The following is an 18663-nucleotide window of genomic DNA, read 5'->3' on the forward strand; positions in this document are numbered from 1 at the left end:
TTTATTGGGCCTTCACGACAAACAACAATTGGTCCACGCCATCGGGCAGCTTGACGCCGCCATTGACGATTTCCATCAAGGAATTGCGGCTGACGGGCAAGCGCAATGGCTGCGATCCGCCATTGCCCTGGGCGCCCGATGCCTGCAGCAAGCGCTGGGTCTGCGCCAGGGTGACGCCTTCGCTCATCTCGCCCGCGCCGGGGCTGTACAGCAAGCTCAGCGGTGCATTCGCGCCAAAGGTGGCGGCCGACGGCAAGGCGCTGCTGTTCACGGTGGGCGGCACGGCAACGAACGGCATCAAGTCGCTTTGCAGCGCCAGGCCGGCGTCGCGCAGAACCTCGTGCTTGGCGGGAACGCTGGTGCGCGATACTTCGGCGATGGTATTGGCCAAGTTCGCTTTGGGCGCTTCCGGGGTTACCGGTACTTCTGGTGTGACAGGTGTGACAGGTGTCACCGGGAGAATCTTCACGGTGCCGCTGGCACTGCCGCCGGCAAGCGTGTAGTTACTGTTGGACAAAGTCAAACCCGACACGTCGACGATACTCCGGTCACCGGCGTCCCTGGAAGACAATGTGGCCTTGCCGCCCAGGGTTGCGCTGTCGCCAGCCAGCACGCCGCGCAACTCCAGCAAGCCGGCGGCCGCATCGGCAGTGCTGTCAAAGTCCCGGCTCGCATTCGTGACGGCCGCCACGTTGATGGGCAAGGCCGTGATGGCCACGCTGCCGGCAGGAACCACGCCGTTCAAGGTGTAGTTCGCATTGTCCAGGCTCAAGGTGCCCAGGCCGCTGATGGCTTGCGCGCCGACGTTCTTGCCTGCCAGGATGGCGCTGCCGCTGAGGCTGGCACTATCGCCTGCCAGTACGCCGCCCAGGCTCAGCAGGCCGGTAGCCGCATTCACGCTGCCATCGTAGCGGCGCGTGGCGCCGTTCGCTGCATTCACGCTGAGCGCGCGCGGGGTTACCAGTACATTGGTGCCGAGGCTGGCTGGCGCGAACGTGTAATTGGCATTGTCCAGCATCAGGTCCGCATAGCCGGCCAGCGCCTGCGTGCCCGCATTGCGCGACGCCAGGGTGCCCGTGCCGCTCAGATTGACGGTGTCGCCGGCGAGCACATTCGTAATCTGCAGCAAGTTGGCGTTGAGCTTGTCGGTTGCGTCGTATTCCCGTCCGCCCAGGCTGGCAAGATGCACTTCCAGCGCGCTGATGGTCGCCGCCAAGTTGACGGTCGGCGTGGACAGGATGTAGTTGCTGGCCTGGCCCGCGTTGGCGCCGCTGCCGTCACCCACCAGCACGGTAGCCGCCACCGTGCGGGCGCCGGCATTGGCGCTGTCGAAGGAGCCGCTGGCCGACAGCGACAGGTTTTCGCCATTCACGAGGCCCACCAGGGTGCCGGCATTGATGCTGGCCACGTTCGTGCGGTCATACGTCTTGTTGGCGGCGCCGATGCCGGCGATGCTCAGCACGGCTGGCGTGATCGACAAGGTGCCCGTGCTGTAGGTGATGTCATAGTCGCTCAGCTTGCCATAGCCGGCGCCCAGGGTCGGCGCGAACAGGCCGGCGCCGTAGTTGAACGTACCGACGGAGGTTGTCGGCAGCAGGGCCGCGCTCCAGTCGATGCCGCTCACGCACGCCAGGTTGTTGTCGCAGCCACTCACCGTCCAGCCGCCGGCCAACAGCGGATTGGCGCCGCCATAGCTTCTCGTCAGGGCCGGGTCGTTCAGCGTGATGGTGATCGGGTCGGTATAGCCAAACGTGCGCAAGACGGGGTAACCGTCATTGAGCGTTGCCTTGCGTCCCCATACCCCGCTGTGGAAGGTGAAATCCCAGCTGTTGGTGGTGAACAAATTGCTGTCTTGCATTTGCGCCGTGGTCTTGCCCGTGCCGTCGCCACTGCTGTTTTGCCCGCTGGTCTGCGTATCCCAGAAACTGTTGCTGACGCCGCCGATGCTGACACCCATCAAGCCGCCTACACCCACACCCGGGCTAGTCACCGGACCGGTCGAATAACTCTTGTCGGCCGTGCCCAGATTGTTGCCGATCAGCCCGCCCACGTAGTTGCCGGAGGTAGAGACGGCGCCCCGGGCGTAGGTATTGACGACGTGGTTGCCATAATTACGGCCGATCAAGCCGCCCGCATTGTCGCCGGTAGCCGTCACTGCACCGCTCGCATAGCTGGTATTGATTTCATTGTCCGGCGTGGCAACGCCGCCCGAGGCGCTGCTCAGGCCAATCAAGCCGCCGACCGTGCTCGTGCCGGTGACGGCGCCGCTGGCGTAACTTCCGCTGACCTTGCCGTTATTGTTGTTGCCGACCAGGCCACCCGTATTCGTGGTGCCGGTCACGTTGGCGGTGGAGTAACTGCCGGTGATTCTGCCACTGTTGTTGTTGCCCGCCAGCCCCCCCGTGTCGCCCTTGCCTGTGATGGTGCCGCTGGCATGGCTGTCGACGATGTAGCCGTAATCGTTTTGCCCGACCAGTCCGCCAGTCCAGACGCCGGCCGTGTTCGTCACCGTGGCGTTGGCATAACTGTTGACCACGGTGATCTGGTAAGCCAGGTACCCGGTCAGGCCACCGACATTATTGCCCTGCGAATTGACCGTGCCATCGAAGTGCACGCGGCTGGCCGTACCATCGAAGATCGCGCCGATCAGACCGCCCACATAGCCGCCCGGCCCCGTTACGGTGCCTGCGGCATAGCTGTTGTAGACGCGGCCCATGCTCAGTCCGGCCAAGGCCCCCACACCCTGGTTGGCATACACCACCGCATTCGACATCGCCACGTTGCGCACCGTGCCGTTGTTGGTGCCGAACAGGCCGACATAGCTGCCGGACGGCTGGTTGATGCGCAAGCCGCTGACGGTGTGGCCGAGGCCGTCGAACGTGCCGGAGAGAGACAGCGGCACAAAACCGGCGCCGGTGTTCCAGCCGCTGGTGGCACTGGCGTCGATATTGCTGGCCAGCGCATAGCGGCCGCTACCGCCACCATTGATGCCCTGCAAATCGAGGCTGGTGGTGCTGCCGGCGTTGCCCAGCGCATTGATCAGGGTGTAGCCGACGCCATTGATCGCCAGCAACCCCGTGCCGGCGCGGTCGAAATCGATGCGGCCCTTGAAGACGCCCGCGTCATCGATACCCACCAGCACATTCTTGGCGATGTTAAACGTCGGGCTGCCGGGATTGAAGTTGTAGCCCGTCTTCATGTCCAGGGTCGAGCTGCCGGTGGCGCTCATGATGGCGTTGACATGGATGTCGCCATGCGCTTCCAGGGTCAGTTGGTTGGCGTTCCACGCCAACGGCGCGTTCACATGGATATCGCCTGCCTCGCTGCCGCCCGTTTGCGTCTGGATCGTGACATTGCCGGCGGCCAGCGCCGTTTGCAGGGTATCGACGCCGATGCCGCTCGCGCCTTGCGCGGCGCTGCCGCTGCCGATCGTGAAATCGATGGGGTCGATCAGCCAGGAACCGCTGCGGCCCGCTGCCGCGCCGGTGTCGACGCGCGTGCCGTCAGCCACGCGCAGCACGGGTCCCGAAGTTTCGATGAAGCCGCCATTGCCGCCCTGCGGCGCACTGGCGTCGAGCTTGCCGGCCACCTCGACGGCGCCGCCCTCGCCCAGCAGGAAAATCCGCCCGGCCTGTTCCTGAATGGTGCGCGCGCGCACTTCGCCCGTGTTGTTGACAACGGTGTTGAGCAAGCCGTCGGCGCCTTTCGCCGTCAGCACCACCAGGCCGCCATCGGCATGCACGGCATTGCCATTGGCCACCAGCGCGGCCAGCGCCGCCTCGTCGATGGCCACGCCGACCAGCGCGCCGCCGTCGAAAGTCAGGCTGACCTTGTTGCCGGCCGCCAGCGCCACCGTGCCCAGCCTGGCGCTGATCACGCCCTCATTGCGCACTTGCGCTCCCAGCAGCGCGATGTACCCGCCATCGTTGGCGTTCAAGCTGCCCAGATTGGTAACGGCACCACCCTTGCCGCTGAAGCTGGTCTTGCCGGCCAGGAAATCGGCATCGCCGAGATTGAGCGTACTGGCCACCAGGCCCGCCGTATCGACCCTGGCACCCTTGCCGAACAGCACGCCGTTGGGATTCAGGATGAACACCTGGCCATTCGCTTTGAGCGCGCCGTCGATCACGGAGCCTTCATTGCCCTTGATCCTGTTGAGCGTGACGGAGGCGGCATTCGGTTGGACGAAATTGACCTTGGCATCCTTGCCGATCGAAAAACTAGTCCACTCGATGGCCGCCTTGCCCGTGGCTTGGGTCACGGTCATCGCCGCACCGCTTTGTCCGATGTGCGCCTGGCCGGCCGTCACCACGGCGCCGCTGGGCAAGGCCGTGGCGGCAAGGTCTGCCGCCTGCGCCGCACCTCCCAGCATCACGCCAGTCAACACGCTGGCCAGCAGCGCCCCCGTGGTGCCGGAGCGCTTGCCCCCGCTGCCGGCATTTTCTGCCACGACCATGACCGCGTTGCGGCGGTGGTTCCATACTGTACGGTGAATTCGATTCATGTGATGCTCCGAAGTGACGTGACGTCATGATGTGCTTGCCAACGTTTTTTCAGCGCGAGCAGGACCTCCAGTATTCTAGGGCGGGATGAATAAGTCGTTTCTATGGAATTATCACAATGTGCAATAAAGCAACACATTTGCGCGAGTCCAAAAAAAAACACCACCCGAAGAAAAGGTGGTGTTTTTTTACTGACAGCCTGAAAAAAGGCGCTACCGGATATTCAGCGGCGCAAACGATTTGACCAGGTCGTCAAGCGCCTTCAATTGCGCCAGGAATGGTTCCAGCTGGTCCAGCGGCAAGGCGCTGGGGCCGTCGCAGCGGGCATTGTCCGGGTCAGGATGGGCTTCCAGGAACAGGCCGGCGATGCCGACGGCCAGGCCGGCGCGGGCCAGGTCCGCCACTTGCTGGCGGCGGCCGCCCGAAGCGGCGCCACCGGGGTCGCGCTGCTGCAGCGCGTGCGTGACGTCGAAGATGATGGGCAAGTCGTCGCACGTCTTCTTCATGACGCCAAAGCCCAGCATGTCGACCACCAGGTTGTCGTAGCCGAGGCAGGTGCCGCGGTCGCACAGGATCAATTGATCGTTGCCCGCTTCCTTGAATTTCTCGACGATATTGGCCATCTGGCCAGGGCTCAAAAATTGCGGCTTCTTGATGTTGATGACTTTGCCTGTTTTTGCCAGGGCCACGACGAGGTCCGTCTGGCGCGCGAGGAAGGCGGGCAGTTGCAGCACGTCGACCACTTCGGCCACCTGCTGCGCCTGCCATGGCTCATGCACGTCGGTAATCACGGGCACGCCGAACGCCGCCTTGACGTCCTGGAAGATGCGCATGCCTTCTTCCAGGCCCGGGCCCCGGTAGGAATGGATCGAAGAACGGTTGGCCTTGTCGAAGCTGGCCTTGAACACATAGGGAATGCCCAGTTTTTGCGTCACGCGCACATATTCTTCGCAGGCGCGCATGGCGAGATCGCGCGATTCGAGCACGTTGATGCCGCCAAACAGCGCAAAGCTGCCGGTATTGCTGACGTCGATGCCATGGACTTTCACTGAGGTCATAGGGATTCCATATTGGTTAATTGTTACTACTTGCTTGGAAGAGGCGCTGCCAGCGGCTGGCGCGATAAGGCATCTTACTAGCTGGGGCGGCGCAGATCAAATTTGATCCAGCGCAAGGGCGCGGCAAACGGCGTGTCGCCAGGCCGCGACGGCCCCGCGAGGGCAGGCGCAAAGTGCCTTATAATCACGCTTTATCTCTACACTGATTCAGGAGCACAGATGGCCCGCACGATCCACTGCATCAAACTCAACAAGGAAGCCGAAGGACTGGATTTCCCGCCGTACCCGGGCGAACTGGGCAAGAAGATTTACGAATCCGTGTCGAAGGAAGCATGGGCTGCCTGGCTCAAGCACCAGACCATGCTGGTCAATGAAAACCGGCTGAACCTGGCCGACGCGCGCGCCCGCAAATACCTGGCCACGCAGATGGAAAAGCATTTCTTCGGCGATGGCGCCGATGCCGCCATGGGTTACGTGCCGCCAACCGAGTAAGTTTTATCGCTTGCCCGTGACCACGTCACGGGCAGTTTCGCCTGCGTTTCACGCCCGCCTCCGCCGTTTCACGGCACCGCCTCCCCGTTTCATCGCACACCGCTCGCCGCCCATGCCGCCGGCTGGCACAGTACGTCCATCGACAACCTCATTCCAAGGCGGACACCATGTTGCAGCAAATCTTCAGCCACACTCCCCTCTACGTCTGGGCCATCCTGGGCTTTCTCGTCTACCGGGGCGTGCTGGCCAGCCGCGCGCGCGAAGTGACCTTGCGCAAGCTGTGCATCATTCCCCTGGTGATGCTGGCGCTGTCGCTGAGCGGCGTGCATGGCAGTTTCGGCTTCGATGGCGTGGCGCCGTTCGCCTGGGCAATCGGCGCCCTGGCCGGTGCGGCGCTGGCGTGGACGCTGACCGATGCGCGCAAGATCGTCGCCATTCCCGAACGGAGCAGCGTGCGGCGTCCTGGCAGCTGGGTGCCGTTGATCCTGATGATAAGTATCTTCTGCATGAAATATGCGGTGGCCGTGACCCTGGCCATCGCCCCAGCCTATGCCCACGCGACCGGCTTCATCGCACCTGTGTGCCTCGCCTATGGCTGCTTCAGCGGCCTCTTCCTCGGCGGCTTGCTGCGCACCGTGGCCGTGTACCGCCAGGCACCTATGACAAGCGGCCCGCAAGGGGCCGCCGTGTAAGACAAGTCTAGATGCCGGCAAACGCCGGCTATCAACTTAGTAGGCCAGGGTACGCACGCCTTCCGGCATGCCCAGCAGGCAGACATTCGCGCCGCGCACGGCGAACAGGCCGACGGCGATGACGCCGACGATCTGGTTGATATGCTGTTCCAGCGCCACCGGGTCGGCAATTTTCAAGCCCAGCACGTCGATGATCTCGCCGCCGTTATCCGTAATGAACGCTTCCGTGCTGCCCGCCTTCAGGCGCAAGCGGGGCGTGCCGCCCAGTGCGGCCAGCTGGCGCGAGACGGCGGCGCGCGCCATCGGCACCACTTCCACCGGCAGCGGGAAGGCGCCCAGGGTATCGACGAGCTTGGAGCCGTCGGCGATGCAGACGAACTGTTTCGCGACGGATGCGACGATCTTTTCACGCGTCAATGCCGCGCCGCCGCCCTTGATCATGGCGCCGCTGGCCGTGATTTCATCGGCGCCATCGATGTAGACGGCGATCGATTCGACGTCGTTCAAGTCGAAGACGGGAATGCCATGGCCTGCCAGGCGCGCGGCCGTCGCTTCGGACGACGCGACCGTCCCCTTGATACGGTCCTTGATCTTGGCCAGTTCATCGATGAAAAAGTTGGCAGTGGAACCGGTGCCGACACCGATGATTTCACCGTCCACCACATAGTTAATGGCGGCGCGGGCTACGGCTTGCTTCAATTCGTCTTGGGTCATGGCAAAAAAAGGCTAAAGTGAGGAATGCCGCTATTTTAACGGATTGCCAGCCCGGCCAGCCGGCCATGATGACGGGCCATGCGATGGAATACAACAGCCAAGCTGGAAACCTTTGCCCCAGGGCAATTCCCAGCCAATTACTCTCTATGCACTCTAAAATATGCGAAAATGGCACGATTGCCCGATATGACGTTCCAGGAATAGCACATGAATCACAGTAAACAGGTACTTGTTGTCGATGACAGCCGGGTTTCACGTTTGATGTCGCATCAGTTCATCCTCAGCAAACATGCTGACTGGCAAGTGATTGAGGCGGCGACGGGTGAAGAGGCCCTGGAAAAAGTCAAGACCATCAGCCCTGTGCTGATATTACTGGATGTCAACATGCCCGGCATGGGCGGCGTGGCGGCGGCGGAACAATTGCGCGCGCTGTGCCCGCAAACGCACATCGTTCTCGTCACGGCCAACGTGCAAAACGCCATCCGCAACCGCGCCAGCGAACTCGGCGTCGGCTTCATGGAAAAACCGATCACAGAAACGCGCATCCACCAGCTGATCGAGTTACTGGGACTGTGAGCATGGTCAATCTCTCCGAACTCGAGAACGATGCCCTCGTAGAGATATTCAACATCGGGGTGGGCCATGCGGCCGCCGCGATGAGCGAAATCGTCAATGAAGAAGTCACCATGTCGGTGCCGTCGATCACCTTCCTGAACCGTGCCGACGCGGCTGCCTTGCTGGGCAGCAAGAAGGATGGCGAACGCATCTGCGGCGTCAGCCAGCATTACGATGGCGCCTTCGCCACCGAAGCCATCTTGATGTTCCCCGAAGACAAGAGCCTGGAAATCGTGCGCCTGATGGTGGGCGACGCCATGCCGCTGCAGGAACTGACGGAAATGGAACAGGAGGCGATGAGCGAAATCGGCAACATCATCCTCAATTCCTGCGTGGGAACTTTGGCCAACCTGTTCGACAGTGAACTGCATGGCTCGCTGCCCCTGTACCATGTGGGCACCAGCGCGGAAATCCTGTCCTCGTTCGGCGGCGACGATGACGACGCCGTCGTGCTGATGCTGCATATCGACTTCGTGTTGTCCAAGCACCAGATCCACGGTTATGTGGCATTCGTGCTCGACCTGTCCGCCTTGCACGACCTGAAGCAGCAGGTCAGCCGCTATCTGGCCAAGGTCCTGGGACAGGCGTGACGATCATGCCGGAGGCCTTGCACAGACTCGCCCTGCTCGAGAGCATACTCGGCGCCGTCAACCTGGGCGCCATCGTGCTCGACGAACAGCACCGCATCGTGCTGTGGAACCACTGGATGGCGCGCCACTCGGCGTGCCAGGCCGACGCCGTGCTGGGCCAGGATTTCTTTGCCGTCTATCCGGAATTGCGCCACAAGCGCATCGATTCGGCCATCACCCAGGCCCTGCGCGACAATTTCCAGTCGCTGCTGTCGCAAACCCTGCACAAGGCGCCATTCCCCCTGTACACGCATGGCGCGGCCGAAGGCCGGGAGCGCATGCAGCAGGCGATTGCCGTCACGCCGATCAATTTGCCCGGTTCGCAGCGCCACTGCCTGATCCAGATCAATGATGTGACCATCGCCGTGGGCCGCGAAAAGCTGCTGCGCGAACAAACCATGGTCTTGCGTTCGCAAACCTTTGCCGACGGCTTGACGGGCATCGCCAACCGCCGCCACTTCGACGTGGCGATCGAAAAGGAAATGCGGCGCGCCATGCGCACGGGCAGCCCCCTGTCGCTGCTGATGATCGACATCGACCATTTCAAGGATTACAACGACCATTACGGTCACCAGCAAGGTGATGACTGCCTGATACGAGTGGCGGCCGAACTGGCCGCCATGCTGCAGCGCCCCACGGACTTGCTGGCGCGCTATGGCGGCGAGGAATTTGCCGCCATCCTGCCCGACACGGACGCGGCGCAGGCGCTGCGCATGGCCGAGGCGATCCGCGAACGGGCGGCCGGGCTGCGTATTCCGCATGCCAAGACGGGCAATGAGGTCAAGCACATTACGGTCAGCATCGGCATCGCCACCCAGCACCCGCAGCAGCAGCCGACCATCGCCGCCCTGATCGGCGCCGCCGACCGCGCCCTGTACCTGGCCAAGGGCGCCGGGCGCAACCGCGTGATGGTGCAGCCGCTGTAAAAAAAAGCTATGTCACCGTCAGATGTGGAAATGCACCCAGCGTTGCTTTCAACAGCGTTTCCGGTGAACGGATGCGCCCGGCGTCGAGTATCCAGCGCCAGCCCAGGTAGTTCGGCAGGTAGCGCGTCGCCACGCCGTGAAACGGCCCCATCCATTGCCGCAAACGGCTGTGATAGGCGTTGACGTTCTGCACGTGGGCGGCGCCCTGCACGCGGATGCCGGCGCGCAAGTTGACGGCCTGGTGGCTGATCCCCGCTTCCCTGGCGAAGGCCCGGTAGGCGGGATGGCCATCGGTGACCAGCAGCACATCCTTGTCGATCATGGGCAACAAACAGTGGTGCAGCTGCGCCTTCGTCAGCGCCCCTTTGCCCGTGACGAAATCGAGGGTCTGTCCCGTGCGGTCGCGCGCCACCAGGATGCAGACCTGTTCATTCGATATGCCGCGCTGGCGGGCATGGCCGCCCCGGCGGCGTGCCGGACGCGTCATGTTTCTGGATCCCTTTTCCGATTCCAGCAGATATAACTCGTCGGCCTCGGCGATGCCATGCAGGCCATGCGGCCGGTCCGTCTTGGCCAGCGATAAAAACCGGTGGCGCCAGCGAAAGGTGGTGTTGCGATGCACTCCTAATTGACTGGCCGCCTTGCGCACGGAATCCGATGCCAGCAGGCAATCAGCATAGGCGAGCCACAACGATTTATGGCGCAAGCGGGCCAGGGGCGTGCCGGTGAGCGCATTGAAGGTGCTGCCGCACGGCACGCAGCGGTAGCGCTGCAGGCCGTGCGCATGACCATGCCGGTGCAGGTGCGCCGAATGGCAGGCGGGACAGACCAATCGCGGCTGCGCCACACTTTCCAGCAGCGCGACGGTCGCGTCGTGTGGCGCGTTGCCATGCAGCAGGGCAATGCCTGTTTGCCGCTGACGCTGACTCAACTGAGCAAACTGCGCAATCAAGGTGATCCATTCGGCTGGCCGCATGATCTGCTCCCTGTGTGATTGATATGCAGAGTCAGACAACACAACCAAGGGAAGATTCCGGCATTTCCCTACTTGCCGATGACAGAGCCAAAAAAAGCAACGCCGGACAAAGGATTCCAGTAGACATCTTTCCGGCGTGTGCGTAGACTCGTCAGTGATTGCAGCAACAACAACAAGAATTTATCTGTGGTATCTATCCCTGCGCATGGCTCACCATGCGGGACACGGCCAGGAGCGCTTGTGAATCTCGATCCTCCCCTCAAATCCGGCTTGCCGGGTGCTGGCATGGATACGACCATGGTGAACGGCATGCGCCTGCTGCTGTCGAGCGCCACCTTGCTGACCCTGTTCATCGACCCCGAAAGCGCCGGCAAGCTGAGCAAGATTACCTGGCTGATCTTTTCCGCCTACACCATGCACAGCCTGCTGCTCTACGTGCTGGCCGTGCTGGGCCTCAGCCTGCCCCAGGATATCTTGCTGTACTGGCTCGACGTGGCCTGGTATGCGCTGATCGTGTTTTCCACCAGCAGCCACAACACTTTATTCTTCCTGTTTTTTTTCTTTGCCATCCTGACCTCGTCGTTCCAGCGCGGCTTCGAGGAAGGCGCGCGCGTCACCCTCGCTTCGGCCGGCCTGTTCGCCGCCACGGCGCTGTTCGGCGAAACGGATGCGGAACTGTCGCGCCTGCTGCTGCGCACCACCTTCCTGCTGGCGCTCGGCTACATGATCGCTTACTGGGGTGGTTCGGCCATCACGCAGCGCAGCCATCTGGCGCTGCTGCGCGATGTCAGCCAGCTGTCCAATCCGCGCTTCGGCGTCGACCAGACCATTACCTCGGTGCTGGAAAAAACCCGCAGTTATTTCAACGGCCGCAGCTGCCTGCTGATCATGCAGGACAAGGGCACGCGCGTCTGGTCGCTGCGCAGCGTGCTGCAAACGGCAACGGGCGTCGTGCACACCAGCTCGCTCCTCAGCGACGACGCGGCCAGTCCCCTGCTCGCTTTCCCGCACGATAAAATCGCGCTGTACAACCAGCCCGCCGGCCCCTGGCTGCCGTGGATAGGCGGCGCGCGCATGCTCGAGCCCGACAGCGGACGCTGGCTGCGGCATGACGACGCGGCGGGTGCCCGCCTGGCCGAACTGCTCGAAGCGCACGCCTTCATCAGCGCGCCGCTGCCTCTGCGCAATGGCAAAGGCCGCATCTTTATCGTCTCCGCCACCAGCATGAGCAAGACGGATGCCCTGTTCCTCAGCCATATCGGCGCGCAGGCGTTTCCCGTCATTGAAAACATCAACCTGCTCGACCGGCTGGCGTCGCAGGCGGCCTCGCGCGAACGCGAAAAGATCGCGCGCGACCTGCATGACACGGCCGTGCAGCCGTATATCGGCTTGCGCCACGGCCTGGCCGCCTTGCGCAACGAAGCCACGCCGGGCAATCCGCTGCTGCCGGAACTGGAAAAACTGATTATCATGTCAGGCCAGGTGATCGCCGACCTGCGCAGCTACGCGCGCACGTTCAAGAACGGGCAAGTGCAAAGCGAGCCGGAACTGCTGGTCGCGCTGCGCCGCCAGGCCACGCAGATCCGCGAATTCTATGGCATCGACATCGCTCTGCAGATCGAAGGCGACCTGCACATCAACGACCGCCTGGCGGCCGAGGTGTTCCAGATCGTCAACGAGGGCATGAGCAATATCCGCAAGCATACGTCGGCGCGCCACGGCGCCGTCAAGCTGACCTGCGTGCAGGGCGCGCTGCACATCAGCATCGACAACGAATGCGCCGCCGCGCACGTCCCCGATTTCCTGCCCGACTCGCTGGCCGAGCGCGCCGCCGCCCTCGGCGGCACGGCCCGCGTCACGCATGGCATGCTGGGCAACACCTCCGTGCAGATCGAGATCCCCATATGAACGACGTACGCCACATGCCACCGGCCAGCCATGTCATCAGCGTCATGCTGGTGGACGATCACAAGACCATGCTGTGGGGCCTGGAGCGGCTGATCGGTGGCGAACACTCGGGCATGCGCGTGGTCGCCACGGCCTCCGACGGCACCGAGGCGCTGGAGCAGGCGAAAGCGCTGCAACCGGATGTGATCGTGCTGGACCTGGACCTGGGCGGCATCAGCTCGCTGTCCATCCTGCCCGCGCTGGCGCAGAGCGGCGGCACGCGCGTGCTGGTGCTGACGGCCAGCCACGACCAGGCCGTCCTCGACCAGACGGTGCTCAAGGGCGCGCGCGGCATCGTCAGCAAGGATGCGCCGGCGGAGATGGTCTTGAAGGCCATCGAAAAGGTGTACCAGGGCGAGCTGTGGCTGGAACACGCGATGCTGGGACGCATGCTGACGCAGCTGACCCAGCCCGGTGGCGGCTCGGCGCAAGCGATCGCCATCGCCAGCCTGACCCTCAAGGAAAGAAAGATCATCGCCGCGCTGGTGCACGGCAGCGGCACGCCGGCCAAGCTGCTGGCGGACCAGCTGTTCATCTCCGAACACACCTTGCGCAATCACCTGACGTCGATCTACCGCAAGCTGGGCGTGTACAACCGCCTGGAACTGTACGCCTACGCCACCAAGCACCAGCTGGGCCAATTGCCGCCCGGCGCCTGATCCTGCTGCATCCCCGCGCGGCCACGGCCGCGTGTTTCCTCCCCGCCTCCCCTTCGCCAGCCAGCGGCACGGCCGTTGCGTCTGCGCGCCAGACTCGACCATGACAATTGTCACGAAAAAAACAAGCAGTTCCTCCTTGCAATAAAAGGATGTTCTTCTGATGTAGATCAAGGTGCCAACTTCTATAGTGGATTTACCGGAGTGCAAATCACCGCACGGCCCACCACGACACGGAGCACAGCATGCGCCTTGACAAGTTTCTTCCGACCGCCCTGATCACCTATTTGCAGGGCAAGGAAAAGGCTGCGTTCTACCGCTATGCCCTGGTGGCGGCCCTCATGGCGGTGGTATGCATCATCGGACTGCTGGCACTGGGCGAAAGCCCATGAGCGCGCCAGGTCGTAGCACCATGAAGCAACACCGCCATGCCGTTTCATCCACCGCCGTACCTTAACCACACCAGGAGTTGTCATGAACCTCATCAAAAACTTTATCCGCGAAGAAGATGGCGTCACCGCAATCGAGTACGGCCTGATCGCTGCCCTGATTGCCGTCGTGATCATCGCCGCCATCACCATCGTCGGCACGCAGCTGAAAAAAACCTTCAGCACCATCGGCACCAAGCTGACCACCGCCAATGCCTGACGCGGTGCTGTCCGGGCCGGCCCAGCGCCAGCCCGGACTACGCTTCCCCCCATTCCCGGCACACCCACCTTGACGACGCATAGCGAGGCCCATCGTGAAATCTCTCTTCAGCCGTGTATCCGACGAGTCCGCCGTCACAGCGATCGAATACGCGCTGCTGGCGGGCCTGATCGCGGTCGTGCTGGTCATCACGATCACCGTGCTTGGCGACCAGGTCAAGCTGCTGTTTGTCTACGTCAAGGACCAAGTGGTCCTGGCCCTGTCATGAATACCCTGCGCCTCTCGCTGCGCACCCACCGCGCCCTGCTGCTGATCGTGCTGCCGTACGCCGCCGTGGCGATGCTGCTGGCTGGCGGCCTGCCCAGCGCAGCGGACATCCTCAACGTGCTGGCCGGCTTCCTCGTGGCCATCCTCACGGGCCCCGTCTTCATCCTGTGCGGCTACACCATCCACGTCATGGTGATGAAACGCCCGCACCGCCTGTGCCATTATCTGTACCACGATCTGCGCCGCTACCTGAGCAACGAGCGCCTGCTGCACGCGCTGCCGGCCATGCTGCTGATCCCCGTCTTCGCCTCCAGCTTCACCGTCATCAAGGGCGCCATCCCGCGCCTGCACCCCTACACCTGGGATGCCACCCTGTCCGCCTGGGACGTCGCGCTGCATGGCGGCATGGCGCCATGGGAAAGGCTGCAGCCGCTGCTGGGCCACCCGCTCGTCACGGGCTTGCTCAACTTCAGCTACCACTTCTGGTTCTTCCTGTTCTACGCCATCCTGTACTGGCTCATCCTCGACACGCGCCGCCCGCTGCTGCGCATGCAGTTCCTGCTCAGCTTTGCACTGACCTGGATCGTCCTGGGCAGCATCATGGCCGTGCTGTTTGCCTCGGTCGGCCCCTGCTACTACGGCCACCTGCACGCCAGCGATCCGTATGCGCCGCTGATGGCTTACCTGCATGACGCCAACCAGCATGTCCCCGTCTGGGCACTGCAGGTGCAGGAGATGCTGTGGCAAGGCTATCAAAGCAAGGGCGCGAACGGCGAACTGGGCATCTCCGCCATGCCCAGCATGCATGTGGCCACGGCCATGCTGATGGCCATCGTGGGCTGGAACGTCAACCGCGCCGCCGGCATCGCCCTGTCCGCCTTCGCCGTACTGATCCTGCTCGGCTCCATCCACCTGGGCTGGCACTATGCGCTCGACGGCTATGTCGGCGCGGCCGGCGCAGCCCTTGTGTGGCACCTGGTGGGACGGCTGCTGGGCAGCCAGGCCGCGGCACCGGTCGTGCGCCTGGCCACGGCGCCCTGCATGGGCAAGGAAGGACTGACATCATGAACGCCCACCTGCCCATGCTGCTGTGCCTGGCCGTGCTGGCCACCCTGCTCGCTGCCGCCCTGTGGCACGACCTGCGCACGCGCCGCATCCCGAACCGGCTGGTGCTGTGGGGCACCCTGGCGGGCTTGATCCTGAACAGCTTCGTGCCATCGGGCGCCGGCCTGTTCGACGCGGCCTTCGGTGGCCTGGGACTGCTGCAGGCGCTGGCCGGCGCCGCTGCCGGACTGGCCCTGCTGCTGCCCATGTATCTGCTGCGCGCCCTGGGCGCCGGCGACGTCAAGCTGATGGCCATGTGCGGCGCCTTCCTGGGCCCCGACGCCGTGCTCGAAGCGGCCTTGCTGACCTTCCTGTGCGGCGGCGTGCTGGCCCTGGCCGCCGCGCTGGCCGGCCAGCGCCTGCGCCAGGTACTGAAAAATACCTATCACATGATGCTGGGCGCGCTGCTGCACAGCCTTGCCGGCGGCGCCGCCACGATCGCCGAACCGCCGCCCGCCACCGGCAAGCTGGCCTACGCCTTCGCCATCGCCAGCGGCACCTTGCTGCAAGTGCTCCTGCACTACAACCACCTGTGGAGCCTGCGCTGAAACGCGCCGCTCCGACGACCCGCCACCCTAGGACCCGACCATGGACACCCTCGCCACCTTCTGCCACTCGCGCCACGCCAGCCTGCTCACCAGCATCGCCATGGCTTGCCTGTGGGCGTTCTTTGCCAGCGCCCACGTGGTGGGATTCCTGCACAGCGGCGACTGGAGCTATCTGCTGTTCTGCGTCGCCGAAACCCTGGCCGCGCTGTTCTTCATCGTGCGTTCGGCCCCCGTCAGCGTCTCGACCGATACGGGCGACTGGCTGCTGGCCATCGGTGCCACCTTCGCCCCCTTCCTCTTCGCGCCAGCCGACATGGCCATCTGGCCAGGCGCGCGCTACCTGCTGGCCGTCGGCAGCCTGCTGCAGATCGCCGGCCTGCTGTCGCTGAACCGCAGCTTCGGCCTGGTGGCGGCGCAGCGCGAGATCAAGACGGGCGGCGTCTACCGCGTGGTACGCCATCCGCTGTATGCCAGCTACCTGATTTCCCTGAGCGGCTACCTGCTGGCCAACACCTCGCTCGCCAACACCGCCATCTATGTGGCGACGATGACGATGATGGTAATGCGCCTGCTGCGCGAAGAGCGCTTCCTGTCCACCGACGTGCGCTATCGCGTCTACATGCGCCAGGTGAAGTACCGCCTGCTGCCCTTCATTTTCTGATATCCGGCCACCCGAGCGAGGAGCATCCATCATGCCTGACACCTATCCAGAACGCAGCGACGGCGGCGGCGTCGAACCGGCGGCCAAGCGCGCGCCACGCACGGTCGAGGAAACGGGATTGCCCTTCCTGTTCCTCGTCGAACTGCTGGTCAAGATACTCTTCCAGCGCGGCCAGATCGGCCTGCCCGCCCTGTCGACGCACGTGAAACTGGGCGCCGGCGTGCTCGAGCCGCTGCTCACTTTCATGCGCGCCGAAAAACTGTGCGAAGCGCGCCGCAACGGCGGCAGCGGCACCGACGCCGACCTGTCTTATCTGCTGGGCGACCAGGGCCGCCTGCGCGCCGCCGAGTACATGCGCCGCAATGCCTACAGCGGTCCCGCTCCCGTCACCCTCGCCGATTACAGCAACCAGGTGCTGGCGCAAAGCGTGGCGGACATGCAGGTCACCCGCGACGACGTGCAGCGCGAATTTCGCAACGTGGTGGCCAGTTCGGCCGTGCTCGACCAGCTGGGCGCGGCCATGAACTCCGGGCGCGCCCTGTTCTTCCACGGCCCCGCCGGCAGCGGCAAGAGCTACCTGGCCGAGCGCCTGAACGGCCTGCTCAGCGGCGCCATCGCGCTGCCCCATGCCGTGATGGTCGACGGCGAAGTGCTGCCCTTCCTCGACCCCATGCTGCACACCGTGTCGCGCGGCGGCCCCGTGCCGTCCGACCCGCGCTGGGTGCGCGCCGAGCGCCCCGCCGTGCTGACGGGCGGCGAGCTGACGCTCGACATGCTGGACCTGCAATTCGACCAGGGCACGCGTTTGTACCAGGCGCCGCCGCACCTGAAGGCCAACAACGGCATCTTCATCATCGACGACCTGGGCCGCCAGCGCTGCTCGCCCGTGGAGCTGATGAACCGCTGGATCGTGCCGATGGCGCGCCACATCGATTACCTGTCGCTGCACACGGGCTACAAATTTCCCGTGCCCTTCGACGTGATCGTCGTGTTCTCGTCGAACCTGGCGCCGCAGCACCTGGCCGACGACTCCTTCCTGCGCCGCATCGGCTACAAGATCCATGTGGGGCCCCTGAGCGCCTACCACTACCTGGCCGTGTTCCGCAACACCTGCGCCCAGCTGGGCATCAATTTCGACGAAGCCTCCTACACCTACCTGCTGCACCTGCACAGCCAGTACGGGCGGCCCTTGATGGCCTGCTATCCGCGCGACATCCTCGCGCAGATCTGCGACCAGGCACGCTATGAAGACCACGCGGCGCAGCTGTCGCCGGAAGGGCTGCTGTGGGCATGGAAAAACTATTTCGGCAGCGATGACGACCTTGCAAGCACACACACCGGACCGGAAGCGGTCCAGCACAAAGGGGAAGCAAAATGAGAAACGCACGCGCTCTGACGATGATGGCCATTGCGGTCATCCTGGCGTTCGCCGCGGTCATCGTGGCCGCGCGCTGGATCAATGCCCAAGCCTCGGGCAACATCAACAAGGTGGCCGTGGCCCAGGTCGACATCAGCCTGGGCGCGCGCCTGACGCCCGACATGGTGCGCATGGTGGACTGGCCATCGAACGCGCTGCCGCCGGGCGCCATCAACGATCCGAAACTGCTGGAAACGCGCGTCACGCGCACCAGCATCCAGCACGGCGAACCGATCATGGAAGGCAAGCTGGCGCCTCCGGGCACGCAAGGCGGCCTGTCGGCCGTCGTCGCCGAGGGCAAGCGCGCCATGACCGTGCGCGTCAACGATGTGGTGGGCGTGGCCGGCTTCGCCCTGCCCGGCAACTTCGTCGACATCCTCGTCAACACCCAAGGCGAAGGAGCGCGCAAGACGCCGGACCGCGATCCGAACATTTCCAAGATCGTGCTCGAACGCATCCTCGTGCTGGCCATCGCCCAGGAATCGAGCCGCGACGACACCAAGCCCAAGGTGGTCAACGCCGTGACCCTGGAGCTGACGCCGGACCAGGCGGAAAAACTCGACCTGGCACGCAGCGTGGGCACCCTGTCGCTGGTGCTGCGCAACCAGGTCGAGGACAAGCCCGTCAACACGGAAGGCGCCACCAAGTCCAGTTTGCTCGATGAAAAAGTCGCCATGGCAGCCCCCGCCGCCATGGTGCAAGCCAAGCCGCTGCCACGCCGCCGTCCCGCCGCCGCACCCGCGCCAACGGCCGGTCCAAGGGTCGATGTCATCAAGGGGCTGGAACGCAGCTCCCAACAATTCTAACCTGC

General features: G+C 63.9%; 19 protein-coding genes. 15 read left to right on the forward strand and 4 right to left on the reverse strand.

What is annotated here, in order from left to right:
• Window position 1: 1 nt before the first annotated feature.
• Window positions 2–4504, reverse strand: coding sequence for a beta strand repeat-containing protein (locus MRBLMS1_RS07595; protein ID WP_485878675.1), 4503 nt, complete (start codon window positions 4502–4504; stop codon window positions 2–4).
• Window positions 4505–4714: 210 nt separating this feature from the next.
• Complete coding sequence (kdsA, locus tag MRBLMS1_RS07600) at window positions 4715–5560, reverse strand: 3-deoxy-8-phosphooctulonate synthase (protein WP_128142254.1); 846 nt, start codon at window positions 5558–5560, stop codon at window positions 4715–4717.
• A gap of 219 nt (window positions 5561–5779) precedes the next feature.
• Between kdsA and MRBLMS1_RS07605 the strand changes: the two genes are divergently transcribed.
• Both MRBLMS1_RS07605 and MRBLMS1_RS07610 read left to right on the forward strand, forming a co-directional pair.
• Window positions 5780–6052, forward strand: a complete 273-nt coding sequence (locus MRBLMS1_RS07605; protein WP_034750797.1) for an oxidative damage protection protein — start codon at window positions 5780–5782, stop codon at window positions 6050–6052.
• Window positions 6053–6219: 167 nt separating this feature from the next.
• Window positions 6220–6744 carry a DUF6622 family protein gene (locus tag MRBLMS1_RS07610; RefSeq protein ID WP_456150714.1) on the forward strand — a complete coding sequence of 175 codons (525 nt, stop codon included), beginning with the start codon at window positions 6220–6222 and terminating at the stop codon, window positions 6742–6744.
• A gap of 36 nt (window positions 6745–6780) precedes the next feature.
• Here the strand turns inward: MRBLMS1_RS07610 and rpiA are convergent, their stop codons facing one another.
• Window positions 6781–7458 (reverse strand): ribose-5-phosphate isomerase RpiA, encoded by a 678-nt coding sequence (rpiA, locus tag MRBLMS1_RS07615; protein ID WP_456150715.1) that lies wholly within the window; start codon window positions 7456–7458, stop codon window positions 6781–6783.
• 207 nt (window positions 7459–7665) lie between these two features.
• Here rpiA and MRBLMS1_RS07620 point away from each other — a divergent pair, with 207 nt between their 5' ends.
• The 3 genes from MRBLMS1_RS07620 to MRBLMS1_RS07630 are packed head-to-tail and all read left to right on the forward strand — an operon-like array spanning window position 7666 to window position 9628.
• The gene (locus tag MRBLMS1_RS07620) at window positions 7666–8034 is read left to right on the forward strand and encodes a response regulator (RefSeq protein WP_139091506.1); all 369 of its coding nucleotides are present in this window, start codon (window positions 7666–7668) and stop codon (window positions 8032–8034) included.
• 2 nt (window positions 8035–8036) lie between these two features.
• Window positions 8037–8663 carry a chemotaxis protein CheC gene (locus MRBLMS1_RS07625; RefSeq protein WP_034750807.1) on the forward strand — a complete coding sequence of 209 codons (627 nt, stop codon included), beginning with the start codon at window positions 8037–8039 and terminating at the stop codon, window positions 8661–8663.
• A gap of 5 nt (window positions 8664–8668) precedes the next feature.
• Complete coding sequence (locus MRBLMS1_RS07630; protein WP_485879002.1) at window positions 8669–9628, forward strand: GGDEF domain-containing protein; 960 nt, start codon at window positions 8669–8671, stop codon at window positions 9626–9628.
• A 7-nt stretch (window positions 9629–9635) separates the two neighbouring features.
• Here MRBLMS1_RS07630 and MRBLMS1_RS07635 read toward each other — a convergent pair whose 3' ends face one another.
• Window positions 9636–10604 (reverse strand): IS1595 family transposase, encoded by a 969-nt coding sequence (locus MRBLMS1_RS07635; RefSeq protein ID WP_485878676.1) that lies wholly within the window; start codon window positions 10602–10604, stop codon window positions 9636–9638.
• 240 nt (window positions 10605–10844) lie between these two features.
• On the opposite strand from MRBLMS1_RS07635, the gene MRBLMS1_RS07640 reads away from it, so the two are divergent.
• From MRBLMS1_RS07640 to cpaB, 10 genes are all read left to right on the forward strand, one after another.
• Entirely contained in the window at window positions 10845–12512 is a 1668-nt protein-coding gene (locus MRBLMS1_RS07640) for a sensor histidine kinase (RefSeq protein WP_128142249.1), read from the forward strand.
• Window positions 12509–13210 (forward strand): response regulator, encoded by a 702-nt coding sequence (locus MRBLMS1_RS07645; RefSeq protein ID WP_223278976.1) that lies wholly within the window; start codon window positions 12509–12511, stop codon window positions 13208–13210. The genes MRBLMS1_RS07640 and MRBLMS1_RS07645 overlap by 4 nt, the downstream gene beginning before the upstream one ends.
• 242 nt (window positions 13211–13452) lie before the next feature.
• Complete coding sequence (locus tag MRBLMS1_RS07650; RefSeq protein ID WP_157814672.1) at window positions 13453–13599, forward strand: hypothetical protein; 147 nt, start codon at window positions 13453–13455, stop codon at window positions 13597–13599.
• An 82-nt stretch (window positions 13600–13681) separates the two neighbouring features.
• The gene (locus MRBLMS1_RS07655; RefSeq protein ID WP_070222439.1) at window positions 13682–13855 is read left to right on the forward strand and encodes a Flp family type IVb pilin; all 174 of its coding nucleotides are present in this window, start codon (window positions 13682–13684) and stop codon (window positions 13853–13855) included.
• Between the two features lie 94 nt (window positions 13856–13949).
• On the forward strand, window positions 13950–14123 hold the full coding sequence (locus MRBLMS1_RS07660) for a Flp family type IVb pilin (protein WP_080698528.1): 174 nt from the start codon (window positions 13950–13952) through the stop codon (window positions 14121–14123).
• The gene (locus MRBLMS1_RS07665; RefSeq protein WP_485878679.1) at window positions 14120–15190 is read left to right on the forward strand and encodes a phosphatase PAP2 family protein; all 1071 of its coding nucleotides are present in this window, start codon (window positions 14120–14122) and stop codon (window positions 15188–15190) included. Before MRBLMS1_RS07660 ends, MRBLMS1_RS07665 begins: the two co-directional genes overlap by 4 nt.
• The gene (locus MRBLMS1_RS07670; RefSeq protein ID WP_223278975.1) at window positions 15187–15774 is read left to right on the forward strand and encodes an A24 family peptidase; all 588 of its coding nucleotides are present in this window, start codon (window positions 15187–15189) and stop codon (window positions 15772–15774) included. The genes MRBLMS1_RS07665 and MRBLMS1_RS07670 overlap by 4 nt, the downstream gene beginning before the upstream one ends.
• A gap of 40 nt (window positions 15775–15814) precedes the next feature.
• On the forward strand, window positions 15815–16435 hold the full coding sequence (locus MRBLMS1_RS07675; RefSeq protein WP_485878681.1) for a methyltransferase family protein: 621 nt from the start codon (window positions 15815–15817) through the stop codon (window positions 16433–16435).
• Window positions 16436–16466: 31 nt separating this feature from the next.
• Window positions 16467–17813, forward strand: coding sequence for an ATP-binding protein (locus MRBLMS1_RS07680; protein WP_485878683.1), 1347 nt, complete (start codon window positions 16467–16469; stop codon window positions 17811–17813).
• Complete coding sequence (cpaB, locus tag MRBLMS1_RS07685; RefSeq protein WP_485878685.1) at window positions 17810–18658, forward strand: Flp pilus assembly protein CpaB; 849 nt, start codon at window positions 17810–17812, stop codon at window positions 18656–18658. The genes MRBLMS1_RS07680 and cpaB overlap by 4 nt, the downstream gene beginning before the upstream one ends.
• The last annotated feature ends 5 nt before the right edge of the window (window positions 18659–18663 follow it).

This window comes from Massilia sp. LMS1-1-1.1, assembly GCF_040815535.1.
Classification (GTDB): Bacteria; Pseudomonadota; Gammaproteobacteria; order Burkholderiales; family Burkholderiaceae_D; genus Janthinobacterium; species Janthinobacterium aestuarii.

Excerpts from the sequence above, each read along its gene's own strand:
- MRBLMS1_RS07595 (WP_485878675.1), bottom strand. The coding sequence starts at position 4,504 with ATGAATCGAATTCACCGTACAGTATGGAACCACCGCCGCAACGCGGTC.
- kdsA (WP_128142254.1), bottom strand. The coding sequence starts at position 5,560 with ATGACCTCAGTGAAAGTCCATGGCATCGACGTCAGCAATACCGGCAGC.
- MRBLMS1_RS07605 (WP_034750797.1), top strand. The coding sequence starts at position 5,780 with ATGGCCCGCACGATCCACTGCATCAAACTCAACAAGGAAGCCGAAGGA.
- MRBLMS1_RS07610 (WP_456150714.1), top strand. The coding sequence starts at position 6,220 with ATGTTGCAGCAAATCTTCAGCCACACTCCCCTCTACGTCTGGGCCATC.
- rpiA (WP_456150715.1), bottom strand. The coding sequence starts at position 7,458 with ATGACCCAAGACGAATTGAAGCAAGCCGTAGCCCGCGCCGCCATTAAC.
- MRBLMS1_RS07620 (WP_139091506.1), top strand. The coding sequence starts at position 7,666 with ATGAATCACAGTAAACAGGTACTTGTTGTCGATGACAGCCGGGTTTCA.
- MRBLMS1_RS07625 (WP_034750807.1), top strand. The coding sequence starts at position 8,037 with ATGGTCAATCTCTCCGAACTCGAGAACGATGCCCTCGTAGAGATATTC.
- MRBLMS1_RS07630 (WP_485879002.1), top strand. The coding sequence starts at position 8,669 with ATGCCGGAGGCCTTGCACAGACTCGCCCTGCTCGAGAGCATACTCGGC.
- MRBLMS1_RS07635 (WP_485878676.1), bottom strand. The coding sequence starts at position 10,604 with ATGCGGCCAGCCGAATGGATCACCTTGATTGCGCAGTTTGCTCAGTTG.
- MRBLMS1_RS07645 (WP_223278976.1), top strand. The coding sequence starts at position 12,509 with ATGAACGACGTACGCCACATGCCACCGGCCAGCCATGTCATCAGCGTC.
- MRBLMS1_RS07650 (WP_157814672.1), top strand. The coding sequence starts at position 13,453 with ATGCGCCTTGACAAGTTTCTTCCGACCGCCCTGATCACCTATTTGCAG.
- MRBLMS1_RS07655 (WP_070222439.1), top strand. The coding sequence starts at position 13,682 with ATGAACCTCATCAAAAACTTTATCCGCGAAGAAGATGGCGTCACCGCA.
- MRBLMS1_RS07665 (WP_485878679.1), top strand. The coding sequence starts at position 14,120 with ATGAATACCCTGCGCCTCTCGCTGCGCACCCACCGCGCCCTGCTGCTG.
- MRBLMS1_RS07670 (WP_223278975.1), top strand. The coding sequence starts at position 15,187 with ATGAACGCCCACCTGCCCATGCTGCTGTGCCTGGCCGTGCTGGCCACC.
- MRBLMS1_RS07675 (WP_485878681.1), top strand. The coding sequence starts at position 15,815 with ATGGACACCCTCGCCACCTTCTGCCACTCGCGCCACGCCAGCCTGCTC.
- MRBLMS1_RS07680 (WP_485878683.1), top strand. The coding sequence starts at position 16,467 with ATGCCTGACACCTATCCAGAACGCAGCGACGGCGGCGGCGTCGAACCG.
- cpaB (WP_485878685.1), top strand. The coding sequence starts at position 17,810 with ATGAGAAACGCACGCGCTCTGACGATGATGGCCATTGCGGTCATCCTG.